Annotated in this window: 11 protein-coding genes; 5 read left to right on the top strand and 6 right to left on the bottom strand. The window is 66.6% G+C overall.

Annotated elements, in window-relative coordinates; all coding sequences use genetic code 11:
- Positions 1-108: 108 nt before the first annotated feature.
- Complete coding sequence (locus FBY31_RS20100) at positions 109-345, bottom strand: Trm112 family protein (protein WP_142044516.1); 237 nt, start codon at positions 343-345, stop codon at positions 109-111.
- A 77-nt stretch (positions 346-422) separates the two neighbouring features.
- Positions 423-812: a DUF3499 domain-containing protein gene (locus FBY31_RS20095; RefSeq protein WP_142044514.1), complete on the bottom strand. Its 390-nt coding sequence runs from the start codon at positions 810-812 to the stop codon at positions 423-425.
- Between the two features lie 119 nt (positions 813-931).
- Here FBY31_RS20095 and FBY31_RS20090 point away from each other — a divergent pair, with 119 nt between their 5' ends.
- On the top strand, positions 932-1,444 hold the full coding sequence (locus tag FBY31_RS20090; protein WP_142044512.1) for a metallopeptidase family protein: 513 nt from the start codon (positions 932-934) through the stop codon (positions 1,442-1,444).
- 6 nt (positions 1,445-1,450) lie between these two features.
- Here FBY31_RS20090 and FBY31_RS20085 read toward each other — a convergent pair whose 3' ends face one another.
- From FBY31_RS20085 to FBY31_RS20075, 3 genes are read right to left on the bottom strand one after another with little or no spacing between them, the layout of a single operon-like run.
- The gene (locus tag FBY31_RS20085) at positions 1,451-3,109 is read right to left on the bottom strand and encodes a DUF5719 family protein (RefSeq protein WP_142044510.1); all 1,659 of its coding nucleotides are present in this window, start codon (positions 3,107-3,109) and stop codon (positions 1,451-1,453) included.
- The gene (locus tag FBY31_RS20080; protein ID WP_142044508.1) at positions 3,102-6,431 is read right to left on the bottom strand and encodes a glycosyltransferase family 2 protein; all 3,330 of its coding nucleotides are present in this window, start codon (positions 6,429-6,431) and stop codon (positions 3,102-3,104) included. Before FBY31_RS20080 ends, FBY31_RS20085 begins: the two co-directional genes overlap by 8 nt.
- 29 nt (positions 6,432-6,460) lie before the next feature.
- Positions 6,461-6,994 (bottom strand): WhiB family transcriptional regulator, encoded by a 534-nt coding sequence (locus tag FBY31_RS20075; protein ID WP_142044506.1) that lies wholly within the window; start codon positions 6,992-6,994, stop codon positions 6,461-6,463.
- Positions 6,995-7,384: 390 nt separating this feature from the next.
- Between FBY31_RS20075 and FBY31_RS20070 the strand changes: the two genes are divergently transcribed.
- Positions 7,385-8,083 carry a TIGR03089 family protein gene (locus tag FBY31_RS20070; protein ID WP_142044504.1) on the top strand — a complete coding sequence of 233 codons (699 nt, stop codon included), beginning with the start codon at positions 7,385-7,387 and terminating at the stop codon, positions 8,081-8,083.
- Positions 8,084-8,171: 88 nt separating this feature from the next.
- Here FBY31_RS20070 and FBY31_RS20065 read toward each other — a convergent pair whose 3' ends face one another.
- On the bottom strand, positions 8,172-8,741 hold the full coding sequence (locus FBY31_RS20065; protein ID WP_235013146.1) for a GtrA family protein: 570 nt from the start codon (positions 8,739-8,741) through the stop codon (positions 8,172-8,174).
- 175 nt (positions 8,742-8,916) lie between these two features.
- Between FBY31_RS20065 and FBY31_RS20060 the strand changes: the two genes are divergently transcribed.
- The 3 genes from FBY31_RS20060 to FBY31_RS20050 are packed head-to-tail and all read left to right on the top strand — an operon-like array spanning position 8,917 to position 12,357.
- Positions 8,917-10,113, top strand: a complete 1,197-nt coding sequence (locus FBY31_RS20060) for a 5-(carboxyamino)imidazole ribonucleotide synthase (RefSeq protein WP_142044502.1) — start codon at positions 8,917-8,919, stop codon at positions 10,111-10,113.
- Positions 10,110-10,694 (top strand): 5-(carboxyamino)imidazole ribonucleotide mutase, encoded by a 585-nt coding sequence (gene purE / locus FBY31_RS20055; protein ID WP_142044500.1) that lies wholly within the window; start codon positions 10,110-10,112, stop codon positions 10,692-10,694. Before FBY31_RS20060 ends, purE begins: the two co-directional genes overlap by 4 nt.
- Positions 10,695-10,704: 10 nt before the next feature.
- A complete protein-coding gene (locus FBY31_RS20050) occupies positions 10,705-12,357 on the top strand; it encodes an LCP family protein (protein WP_142044498.1) in 1,653 nt (550 codons plus the stop codon).
- Positions 12,358-12,382 lie beyond the last annotated feature (25 nt).

The raw sequence follows: 12,382 nt of genomic DNA, 5'->3' as shown, positions 1-12,382 counted from the left end.
TTTACTTGGTCCGGCGGTGTAGCCCGTGCTGTATCCGGGAACTGCGGCAACGGGGCCACGCCGGTGGCCGGGTAGGCCTGTGGTCGAATGGACGTGGGGGGTGAAGGGCTACTCTGCCGGCCGCGCAGCCATGGATGCGCCATGCTGGCCTGAACCGGCGGATGCGGCGGCTGCCAGCAGTTCGGGCGGAAGCAGCAGCGGAATGCCGTCCTCAATGGCGTAACGGGGCTTCACTCCGGACTCGTCAGCGGCGGTTGAAACAAGTTCCTCGCCCTCCTGCACCAAAGGCGCTCCTGTCACGGGGCAACGCAGGACGGACAGCAGTTCGGGACTGATCTTTGGCATTGATACATGCTCCCTGACGGGCGCGCTGGCGCCGGTAGCGGACGGAATTGCAGCTTCCAGCGTACCGCCAGATCGGTTCAGGACGGTTCCCGGAGGACGCGCAGGTGGCCCCTTCGGGTGCCCTCCGCTCCAGCCGGAGCTTCCAGGGCTGAGTGCGGGCCGCGCTTGGCAGGGCCCGGCTGCGGCTGGGCCGGCAACGCAGCGGCGTCCCGCACAGCATTAGCCAAGGCCAACAGGTCATCGGGGCCCGGCTGCTGCGGGGTGGTGGGCATGGCGAGGCGCAGGACTTCCCAGCCCCGCGGGACGGTAAGGGAGTCTGCGTGCTGCTCGCACAGATCGTAACAATGGGGCTCGGCGTAGGTGGCCAGCGGACCGAGGACTGCGGTGGAGTCGGCATAGACGTACGTCAGGGTAGCCACCGCTGACTGGCGGCACGCAGATCTTGAACACTGACGGATAGCTCCCACGACATCCCAGACTACCCGCTGTCCACCGCAAAACGCCGCATTGCAGCTTCGGGTCGACGCGCCCGTGAAGCTGGAGGCAATGTGTCGCGTAATTGTTCCCCCGGGTTTACAGTCGATATATGCAGTCATCGAACCATGAATCAGGTTTTACGGTCCGGTTGGCTGACCCGGATGCCCGCAAGGACCCGGGCACGGCATTGCCCGGCAAGAGCTTCATGGCCCGCCGCCGTAACCGGCACGGACGCGGCCTCCGTGGCGAAGTGATGCTCCCCACCCATCCCGGTTACCGCACGCGTTCGGACCGGTTCGATGACATGGTGCTGGACTCCGCGCAGCGGCTCCACGATATCTGGGGCAAGACCCTTGATGGCGTCCGGTTCGGTGTGGATGAAATTCCTCCTGACCTCGAACAGCTCGCCGCGAATTCGGCCCCGGCCCCCATGGGCGCCTACATCCCTGCCACGGACGGGGACGGCCCGATGATCACGGTGTACCGCCGCGTGGTGGAGCAGGCCAGCGGCGGCCTCGACGACCTCCAGGACCTGGTTCATGACGTGGTGGTGGAGCACACCGCCGAAATGCTCGGTGTTGCCCCCGAAACCCTTGACCCCGTTTACCGGCGCCGGTACTGACCCGCGTCAGTAGCTGAGTGTCACGGGTACGGTTTCCTGTCCGGCAGCTGCCGGCAGGAAAGCCAGTGACGAGACGTCATCCCTGCCGTCCTGCTGCAGCAGCAAGGCACCATAGGCGGCGTCCCCCGCCGCCGAGACCACGTAGCCGACGACGTCGGAATCGTCAGCCTTTTCCGGAACGGTGATGGATGCCGTCGTTCCGCCGGCGATGTCCGCCGTGGACGGCGCCCGGACTTTTCCGTCGGCGGTGATGGCCGAATACGTGATGGTGGCCCGGTTCTCCAAGGCACCAAAAACCAGGTTCCGCTGCCCGCCCTGCGGAACCGGGACCACGTGCTGGCTGCCCAGCCTGACCCCGGACGCGGCCCACGCAACATCCACCGCCTTGCTGTCCTGGAGTCCACGCGTGACCCGGGCGGCTGCCACGAACGTGACATCAGATGATGCCGCCACTGTGTAGTGGCCGGCCGGGACCCCTGCCAGGGGAACCTCCGTGACTGCACCCGCCTTGGCGGTGATGACCCCGCCGGAAGGGAGGGCCTTCTGGCCGTCGCTTCCGTAGAGCTTGACCTCCACCACAGCATCCGAGGCGCCGGGCACAGTGAGCTGCAGGGCCGGCCCGGCGTCCTCGTACCCGGACTTTTCCGTGAGCGACGCGACCTGCCCGGCGTCCTGGACGTCGACGCCGGTCATCACCTGACGGACGGCCGGCGCCGCGCCGGGGGCGATGAAGTCAACACCTCCCGGGGTGAGTCCCCGGAGGACACTTTGTTGGATGACGGCGGCCACGGGACCGCCCGCGCTGCGCACGTGAACGCTCAGCTGTGGTTCAGCCGGGGCGAGGCCGGCGAGTACCACCGGCCGGGAAGTACCGGGGGCAACGAGCAGTCCGCGGCTTCCGGGCGCCTGGATCTGTCCGTTGGACCCGAACAGCTCCAGGCTCACGGTGGCCGGGGTGGTGGAAGCGTTGGCGAGCATGAGCACAGATGTACGGCCCACCGTGGTACTGGCACCGGCAAGCCATTGGTCGTTGGAGGGCTGCTGGCAGTTGGCGGCGGCCGTCCCCTGCAGGTCGCCGTCGGTTGCGGTGAACTTCATGGCTGCCGCAGCGGAGGCCTTCTGGTTGGCTGCGGCATCGGCGCTGAGCACACTCACCTGGTTCACCGGCCGGCCCGCCACAACCCCTGCCAGGAGCTCCTGGGGAGCACTGGTGGCAGCAGGCTGGCCAGGCTCTTTTGCGATTTCGAGGGCCGTCGTGCCGTTGAGTTCCGAAACGCGGCTTGCCGGCAGGGCACCGCCGGCGCTGAGTACGGCCGCGGTGACTGAACTGGCAGCCGTCTCTGACTCCGGGCTGAACTGCGGGTCCGTGCCCGCTTCCGTGCCTTCCAGCAGACGGGCGGGCCCTGGACAGACCCCCACGCTGCTTCCGGCCGGAACCGCCGATACCCCGGCAGGTACGCTGCGGCTGGATTCGGTTTGCGGAAGGAGGGACCCGGCCGCAACCACTGCTCCCGTACCGGCCATAATGACTGCCGCGGACACCAGGCCTGCCACGAGCGCTTTCCGGCCGCTCCCAAGGCGCTTCGGGACGTGGCTCCCCTGGGTTTCCTCCTCGTTGGCGGGCACCGCCTGCGCTGCTGCCGGGGAGACGGAGTCGTTATGCATTCTGGTGTTCCTTACGCAGGGAGCCTTCATCCCGTGAAAGGCCGGTTCGTTGGCGCCGCGCCGGCATGGGGATGGCCAGCATCACAGTGAGCCCGATGACCGCGGCCTGGCCAATTCCAGCCCACAACGCCCCCGGGTTTTCGTACCGCACCGTCAGGTGGCCGGCCGAGGGCGGAAGGGTGAAGGCCTGGGACCACCCGGACGTGGTTGCAGTCAGCTTCCGGCCGTCCAGCCACGCAGTCCAGCCGGGATCTGCCCGTTCTGCCAGCACCACGAGGCGGCCCTCAGGACCTTCGGGAATTGAAGCATCGACGTCGTCGTAGTCCGAAGGAACCAGGCCAATCGCTGAGCCATTGCTGTCGACGATCCGCACCCGGTGCGTGATGTCCGCCGGCTGCAGCGCCGGCTGGTTCAGCGGAGTGATGCGCCAGAGCCAGCCGACGTCGGTCTGCCCCACTGCAATGAGTCCGGGCACCGCGTCCATCCTGCTGGCAGTCAGCTGCGCGGCGGTGTCGGCCGCCCGCAGCACCACAAAGCCGGCGCCCAGCTGCTCCAGGTCCGTCCTGGGATCCACGCCCTGGCCGGCAACCAGGGTGGCGACCACCCGGCGGACCGCGGCCCTCGCCGCGTCGTCCTCGCGGACCGTTTCGGAGCCCGGCGCGCCCAGGATGTTCCGCGCCGAGGCGATGGCCGAGAGGCTGTCGAGTGTGGTCCCCGCACCGCGCATCAACGAGGCGTCGTAGGTGCCGTCATCACGGGTGCTGATCAACAGGGTGCGTGTCTGTTCGGGCCCGGTCCCCCGGTCGATGGCCGTGGCCGGCAGGATGCGCTGGCCGGCGGATTCCACCAGGCGCGGCGTGCCCAGCGGAGCATCGGAGCGCGCAGGCGCTTGCGCCGCCACCGGGGACGTACGAAGAAGGTTCTGCGCCGACCAGGCTGCCATCCCGGCCAACGGTCCAACCATAAGGAGCACCATGCCCAATGCTGTGGCGGACCGCAGTGCCAGTTTGTGCTTCGCCCCACCTTCTGCTGCCCGGTCCGCACGGCCAAGGAGCTGTTCCGCCCCAAGCAGGCCGGCGCCAAGAAGTGCAAAGGCTGCGGCAGAAACAGCCGGGCCGGGAAAGGGGGTGACCATGATGTTGGCGTTGATGCCGGCAGCCACCTGCCCCGCGAGCCAGCCTCCGGCCAGGGCGATGGTGGCGACAACCCAGAGCGACCTGGCAATTGCGGTCCGGCGGCCCGGCAGCCAAATTCCGGCCACGGCCAGGAGCAGGACCGGGCCGGCTGCCAGGAAAGCCAGCAGCGCTGCCCAGGGCAGGGTGCCTTCGGCGAAATACGGAAGTCCGGAAAGGCCGCCGCCCTGGCCGAACTCAAGAGGCTGGCCCAGCAGCTGCTGCCACAACGGAGCGGCGTCGAAGGCCAGCGGCACGCCGGGATCAGCCAGCACGGCCCGGGGCCTGTCGAGGGTGGATAGTCCGAAGGGAATGAACAGGGCGGCCGTAGGCAGCAGGGCCCACCACACGGTGCGCCCGCGGCGGCGCAGGAGGACCCCGCAGAGCACTATCACCACGGTGGCCGGAATCAGCAGGGAAGGCGCGGAAGCTGTCACTACCGCCATCGCCAGGCCTGCCGCCGCCGCCGCAGTCCAGGACGGCATCCCGTTAATACCCGGTTTGACCGCTGGCTTGTCCGTAAAGCGGCGGTCGCCGGGAGCGGGCGCCTCGAACCGGCCTTGGCCCACGGCCGAGCCGGTAGCCCGCAGCAGGGCAAGAGCCAGCAGGGGAATCATGATGTGGGCGATGAGGGCCCCGGCGCGGCCTTGATTCAGGGCCACCTGCAGGGCGGGGGCAGCGGCCCAGAAAAGCGCTGCCGCCAGGCGCAGGCGGCGGCGAACGGTCAGTCCGCCGGCAGCAAACCAGGCTGTCAGGCCGGACAGCGGCGTGCTGAGCAGGAGCAGCCAGGCCATGGCCGCATTGGCGTCACCGCCGCCCAGCACCCCCAGGATCCAGAGGACATAGCCGAAGGGGTCCCCGCGGCCGGGGAGTCCGGCGCCCAGGGATATCCACCAGCTTGACGCATGGTGCCAGATGTCGCCCAGCCCGGCGGCAACGGGAATCAGTGCACCGCCGGATACTGCCGGGGCTCCGAAGATTCCGGTCAGTCCCAGCAGCGACGTGACCGACGCGATGATGACGGCGCCCAGCGCCCCGTTACCTATCCAGCCGCGTTTACTGGTGGCCAGCGCCGCAAAGTCGTCCGAAGCGTCACCGCTGGGCTGATGTGCCAGGGGGTCATGCTCGAGGTCGTCAACCGCGTTGGTGTCCGAACCCAGGGCTTCCATGAGCGAACGCCGGTGGCTCCAGACCTCCCGCCTCGGTGTCTGCAGTTTGCGGATGACGGAGCGCCTGATCCGGCGCGTCTTCCGGGCTGTCCGCCTGGCCTTGATGACTGCGCTGGGCCTGCCCAGCGCAGCGAAGGTCGCTACGAGCTGCGTGATGCCGTGCCCGGGATCCTTGACGGCAATGCTGAGCACGAATTTGAAGATGCTTCCCAGCAGGGCAGCTGCCGCGTGGACCGGCACCATCCACAGCGGTGCATGCTTCAGGCGCAGATGGACCTGGGCCTTTCGGGCTGCAGCAGCGTTCCCCAGGGCGTTCGGCCGGTGCGCCACGTGGAACATCCTGGCTGCGGGGACAACCACCACCCGGTGTCCGGCCAGCCGGTTGCGCCAGCAGAAGTCAACGTCGTCGCCGCTGCCCGGCAGGGCGGGGTCGAAGCCGCCCAGCTGCTCCCAGACGTCCCGCCGGACCAGCATGCCTGCTGAATTCACCGCAAAGGTATCGGTGCGGCCGTCGTATTGCCCCTGGTCCAGTTCATCGGCGTCAATCAGGGTCAGCCGTTCCGCCCAACGGCTCGTTGAAAGGCCGACATCGATCAACTGGCGTTCGGCGTGCCAATCCAACTGCTTGCAGCCGGCGACGGTGACAGAGGGGGCACGTTCAACGGCCGTGAGAAGTTCAGCCAGGGCTTCCGGGCCGGGCGCGGCATCGTCGTGAAGCAGCCAGATCCACTCCGAACTGCCAGTGGCTGCCTCGCGCCGCGAGGGTGCGAGCTGGGCGAGGCCTGCGTTTACCGCAGCGCCCATGCCGTGCTTCCCGCGGTGGCTTACAACGTGTGCCACACCCAAAGCCCGCTGAAGGAGGACCTCCGAATCGTCGCGTGAACCGGCGTCGACTCCGATGACGTAGTCTGCCGGCCGGCTCTGGTCCGCCAGTGCTGCCAAGGTTCTGGGGAGATAGGCACTGCCGTTGTGGGCAACCACAACGGCAGTGACGTGGACATCCTGATGAATTAGATTGCTCGCTTCCTTAGCCGCCGGCGCTCGCGCTCGGAAAGGCCTCCCCAGATGCCGAACCGCTCGTCGTTCGCCAGGGCGTACTCAAGGCATTGCGACCGCACGTTGCAGGCACCGCACACCTTTTTCGCATCGCGGGTGGATCCGCCCTTTTCGGGGAAGAATGCCTCGGGGTCTGTTTGGGCGCACAAGGCGTCCGACTGCCAGCCAAGTTCGCCTTCGTCGCCAAAGTCCTGTTGGAAGGGCAGACCGATCCAGACCGGCTGGGAAGTTCCGGGCGCCGCCAGTTCCATGGGTGGGTCAAGCTCGTCCTCGGGGTCCTCACCGCCGTCCAGGAGGGCTTCATGCGCGGCGAGGAATGCCGTGGCCTGGTCCTGGAGTAAGTCCTTGTTGTTTGTGTTGTACCGTTCTGCCGCATCAGGATCGGCCGGGTCAACGTACCAATCGCTTGGCACCCCCCGTGCACGATATTTCGCCGACGCCTGACCGGCCACGACGGCATCTTCCTGGATACGCTCTGCTTGCCCCATGGCGACCCTCCTGATGTTGCAGCTACTGCCTGGATACGTGGACACTCGGTTGTGTGCCGGTATTTACGCAGTTGCCTTTAGTTATCTAATTACACGCGTGTAACTAGGGTGAGTCAAGCCGCTGCCCGGATAATAATCAGTAAAACCTAGGAAGTTTCGAACGCCACGCCCGAGTTTTTCACCGACTCCGGCTCGCCGCCGGCCCCCAGGAAGCGAAATGGGGGCGCGGGAACATCAAAAGGCGCATACTTTCGCGGAAAATAGCCGCTCCGCCCGCAAATAGCAAGTAGGCTTAGTACCACAAGTGACAAATATCACACGTTCCGCGAACCGAAGAAGCGGTGCGAAGCAACGGGTGACCCGCGGATCAGCGGATGGCAGGATTGAGCCATGACGACCCCCGCAATCGACTTGATGACCAGTCTTCGTTCCGGCAACTCCACAGCCCCGCGGCTCACTTGGTACGGCCCTGACGCCGAGCGGGTGGAATTGTCCGGAAAGGTCCTGGACAACTGGGTGGCCAAGACCAGCAACCTCCTCCAGGACGAGCTGGACGCCGGGCCCGGCATGCGGCTGGCGCTGGACCTTCCGGTCCACTGGAAAGCCATGGTCTGGGCGTTGGCCGCCTGGCAACTCGGCCTGGAGACTGTGCTCAACGGGGACGGGGCCGACTTCCTGGCCACCGCCGCGCCGGAGTCAGTTACCGGAAATTACGACGCCGTAGTGGCAGTTGCGCTGCCGGCCCTCGCCATGCGGTGGGACGGCGGACTTCCGGCCGGCTTCCTGGATTACGCTGCGGAGGTGCGCTCCCACGCGGATTTTTTTATGCAGCATGCCGACCCCGATCCGTCGGCCTGCGCCATCGTCGCATCCGACGGGCGCCGGCATCTCCACGAGGATCTTTTGAACAGCTTCGCAGTGAGCCATGAAGACGGGGTCCGGCTGCACGTCCCGGGCAGCGACGGGCTCGAGGCCGCCTTGGCCAATGCGCTGGGCGCCTGGCGCGGCGGAGGTTCAGTGGTGCTCACGCACCCGGATGTGGCGGACACCGGGAAGCTGCTTGCCGCGGAACGCATCCACGGCAGCTGAACAGACGGCTCCCACTCGGCGCCCCTGCTGCTTGGGGCTGCCACCCTTGATTGTTGGGGCTGCCACCCTGCTTTTGGGGCTGCCACCCCTACTTTTTGGGCTGGGCAGGGTCCCCGGCAAAGGATTCGGGCTCCGCCACATCGGCGGCTGTACCTGAACCCTTGCCATGGTGGATTTCGATGAGCTCGTGGTCGTGCGAGAATTCGGGTTCCTGATCCAGTTCCTGGTTGAACACGAGGAACCGGTAGGCGAAGAACCGGACCACTGTAGCTACCAGGATGCCTGCAACTCCGGCGAAGAACAGCAGGTTCTTGTCCGTGACGCCAAGTCCGTACTTGGCAAGGGCGGTGAACCCGGTGGAGATCCCGATGCCGATGCCGTTGATGAGGATGAACATCAGGAACTCGCGCAGCACGTTCGCCTGCCGGCGGTGCCGGAAGGTCCAGAGGCGGTTCGCAATCCAGGAAAAGATGGTGGCCACCGAGGCACCCACAAACCGGGCCTTGGCCTCGCTGTCTGACATCGGCCCGTGCATGAGGTAATACGTGAGGCCATTATCGATGACGAATGCCACACCGCCCACGGCACCGAACTTGGCCACCTCACGCCAGAAAAGCGAGGCGAGTCCCCGGATACGTTCTGCAAGTGCGCTAAACATGACCCTCCATGGCCGTTGAAACAATGGGCCACACGGCCAAAGCCCTATTTTAGCCCCCGAAGCTGCATGGCAGCTCCCCTAACTTGCTTCACCTGAGGGCCCGCGCACCGAAAAACTCAGCCGCTCCCGCGTCCCGAAGGCGGGATACGGGGCGGTTTTCGGTAGGCTGGCCCATGTGACTTTTCCAGTAATAGGTGTGGTTGGCGGCGGCCAGCTCGCGCGAATGATGGCCCCAGCGGCAACAGCACTCGGCTTCGAACTCCGCGTCCTTGCCGAAAGTGACGACGTTTCCGCCGTCCCGGCAGTGTCCTCCTCGCCGGTGGGCGACTACAAGGACTTCCAGGCCCTGCTGGAATTCTCCAAGGGCTTGGATGTGATGACGTTCGACCACGAGCACGTTCCCACAGCCCATCTCCGGGCCCTGCAGGAAGCCGGCGTCAATGTCCAGCCCGGGCCGGATGCCCTCGTCCATGCCCAGGACAAACTCGTAATGCGCGCCGCCATCGACCGCCTGGAACTGCCGAATCCCGCCTGGGCTTCCGTTTCCGACGTGGCCGCGCTCGTCAGCTTTGGTGAGCAAACCGGCTGGCCCGTGGTGCTGAAGATGCCGCGCGGCGGCTACGACGGCAAGGGCGTACGGATCATCTCCTCCCCGGAAGAGGCCGCCGAAACCAGCAGCTGGTTCGAGGCCATGAGCCCCCTCCTCGCAGAAGCAAAAGTGGAATTCACCCGCGAACTGTCCGCGCTGGTTGCACGGACGCCTGACGGCGAAGCCCGGGCGTGGCCCGTAGTTCACACTGTCCAGGTGGACGGCGTCTGCGACGAAGTCATTGCCCCTGCCCTCGATATCCCGGTGGAGGTTGCTGCCGCAGCGGAGGACGCCGCACTGCGGATCGCCAACGAACTTGGAGTCACTGGCGTCCTGGCCGTGGAACTCTTCGAGACGCCTGGAACTGGGGCGGGCTTCCTGATCAATGAACTCGCGATGCGGCCGCACAACACGGGGCACTGGACGCAGGACGGGTCGGTAACAAGCCAGTTTGAGCAGCACCTTCGGGCTGTACTGAATCTGCCCCTGGGTGCCACCGATGCCCTGGCACCGGTGGTGGTGATGAAGAACTTCCTGGGCGGCGACAACCAGGACCTCTTCTCCGCTTTCCCGCTGGCTCTTGCCAGCGAACCTGCGGCCAAGGTGCACTGCTACGGCAAATCCGTGCGCCCGGGCCGCAAGATCGGCCACGTCAACCTGGCGGGTACGTCGACGGCGGAGGTTGAGTCTGTTCGACGCCGTGCCGCAGTGGTGGCAGGCATCATCCGCGACGGGCGGGTGCCGGCCGAAGAACCGCCAGCAATTTTTGAGGAGAACGCATGAGTGCCGAAGCCGCCCGGGTCCAAGGTTCCGCAGCCAGCCCCCTGGTGGGCCTGGTCATGGGTTCCGACTCCGACTGGCCCGTGATGGAAGCAGCAGCGGAAGCCCTCGCGGAGTTCGGGATACCGTTCGAAGCCGATGTTGTGTCCGCACACCGCATGCCCACGGAGATGATCCGCTACGGCCAGACGGCGCACGAGCGCGGGCTGAGGGTCATCATCGCGGGCGCCGGTGGTGCCGCCCACCTGCCCGGAATGCTGGCCAGCGTCACGCCCCTTCCCGTGATCGGGGTGCCCGTACCGCTCAAGACCCTGGACGGGATGGATTCCCTGCTCTCCATCGTGCAGATGCCGGCCGGCGTTCCCGTGGCCACGGTTTCCATCGCGGGCGCCCGCAATGCCGGACTCCTTGCGGTCCGGATGCTGGCAGCAGGCACTGATGAGCTCGCCGCCTCGCTGCGCGCGGACCTTATCGAATTCGCCGCAGACCTCAACGCGGTGGCTAGCCGCAAGGGGGCGAACCTCCGGCAGAAGGTCAGCGAGGTCTTCGCAGAAGGCAACGGGCCGCTCCGGGGCAGCCGTTAGGAAGGCGGCCATGTCCAGCAGCAAGATCCAGAAGTCGCCCTCGGACACTGCGCTGACCGACCCCGTCCGCTATCCGGTCAGCGCCTCCCCCCAGGTCCGGACCAAGCGCGCCTTTGTGCTTGTCCTGATGACCCTCCTGGTTCCCGGAAGCGCCCAGCTCGTAGCCGGCGACCGAAAACTTGGCCGCGCCGCGCTGCGGGTGACGCTCTGCGTCTGGGCGGCACTGGTGCTGGCCCTACTCCTGCTGCTGGTCAACCGGACCGTGCTCATCAACACCATTACCAATCCTTTTGCCTCACTCGCCATCATCATCGTGTTGGCGGTACTGGCTGCCGGCTGGGCGGTCCTGTTCATCAACACCCTGCGGCTCATCCGCCCGGTGCTGCTGGCGCCGCCGGCCCGGCCCGCCGTCGTTATAGCCCTGGTGCTGGCGATGGTCCTGGGCAGCGGCTCGCTCGGCTACGCCGCGTACCTGCTCAACGTAGGACGCAATGCCATCGGCAGCATCTTCTCCGCGGGCCCCGCCATTGACCCGGTGGACGGCCGCTACAACTTCCTGATGATGGGCGGAGACGCCGGTGACGACCGTACCGGCAGGCGCACGGACAGCCTCTCGGTCCTGAGCGTCGACGCCAAGACCGGCCAAACCGCCATCATCTCCGTTCCCCGGAACCTCCAGAACGCCCAGTTCAGCGAGGACTCCCCCATGCGGGCCATCTACCCGGACGGCTACGACTGCGGTGACGAGTGCCTCATCAATGCCATCAACACCGAAGTGACCAACGAGCACGCCGACCTCTACCCCGGCGTCGCAGATCCCGGCGCGCAGGCCACCCTCGAGGCCGTCTCCGGGACGCTGGGCATCACGGTCCAGGCATACGTGCTGGTGGATATGGAGGGGTTCTCCAAATTGATCGACGCCATGGGCGGCATCAGAATCAAGGCGGGAGGCTGGGTGCCCATCAGCGGCGAGACGATTGATGAGGCCAACGGCATCCACGGTATGCCCCTGGGCTGGATCCCGGCAGGCGACCAGACCCTGGATGGTTATCACGCGCTCTGGTACGGGCGGTCGCGTGAATTCGTGGACGACTACGCCCGCATCCAGCGCCAGCAGTGCGTGCAGCAGGCAATGCTCAAGCAGCTGGACCCCGCCACGCTGCTGGCCAAGTTCGAGGACATCGCCAACGCGGGCACCAAGGTGGTGGACTCCAATATATCCGCCTCCCAGCTGGGCAGTTTCGTGGACCTGGCGATCAAGGCCAAGGGCCAGGACGTCAAGCGGCTCACCATCGGCCCGCCGGACTTCGACGCGTCCTTCTCCACTGTTCCCGACTTCGACGTGATCCACGAGCGGGTCGACCAGCTGCTGGCGTCGGCGTCGAAAGCCCAGTCCGCGGGTTCCCCTGATGACACCCTGGTGGTCCCGGCCGCCGCCACAGGACACCTGCAGGCTGCACCGGCCCTCTCCCCCGCTGCTGGGCTGCTGGCCGGCGGCACCCGGACGCAGCAGTCTCCCCCGCCGTCGGACTTCACGCCGGTGACCACCACCCCTGACGGTGAGCCAATCACGGAGGCCATGCTCAACGAGCTCAAGCGCCAGGGCGACGAACAAGCCATCCGGGAACTGGTGGCGACCAACGGCCAGTGCGCCCCCCTGTAGGCCCACTTTCCCTTCAGACCTAGGA

It is taken from the genome of Arthrobacter sp. SLBN-100, from assembly GCF_006715305.1.
Lineage (GTDB): Bacteria > Actinomycetota > Actinomycetes > Actinomycetales > Micrococcaceae > Arthrobacter.
The sequence above is the reverse complement of the archived record's forward strand: the minus strand, read 5'-3'. Positions and strand labels throughout refer to the sequence as shown.

Bases quoted from the DNA above. Each gene is read 5' to 3' on its own strand.
- FBY31_RS20100 (WP_142044516.1), bottom strand. From the start codon at position 345: ATGCCAAAGATCAGTCCCGAACTGCTGTCCGTCCTGCGTTGCCCCGTG.
- FBY31_RS20090 (WP_142044512.1), top strand. From the start codon at position 932: ATGCAGTCATCGAACCATGAATCAGGTTTTACGGTCCGGTTGGCTGAC.
- FBY31_RS20085 (WP_142044510.1), bottom strand. From the start codon at position 3,109: ATGCATAACGACTCCGTCTCCCCGGCAGCAGCGCAGGCGGTGCCCGCC.
- FBY31_RS20075 (WP_142044506.1), bottom strand. From the start codon at position 6,994: ATGGGGCAAGCAGAGCGTATCCAGGAAGATGCCGTCGTGGCCGGTCAG.
- FBY31_RS20070 (WP_142044504.1), top strand. From the start codon at position 7,385: ATGACGACCCCCGCAATCGACTTGATGACCAGTCTTCGTTCCGGCAAC.
- FBY31_RS20065 (WP_235013146.1), bottom strand. From the start codon at position 8,741: ATGTTTAGCGCACTTGCAGAACGTATCCGGGGACTCGCCTCGCTTTTC.
- purE (WP_142044500.1), top strand. From the start codon at position 10,110: ATGAGTGCCGAAGCCGCCCGGGTCCAAGGTTCCGCAGCCAGCCCCCTG.
- FBY31_RS20050 (WP_142044498.1), top strand. From the start codon at position 10,705: ATGTCCAGCAGCAAGATCCAGAAGTCGCCCTCGGACACTGCGCTGACC.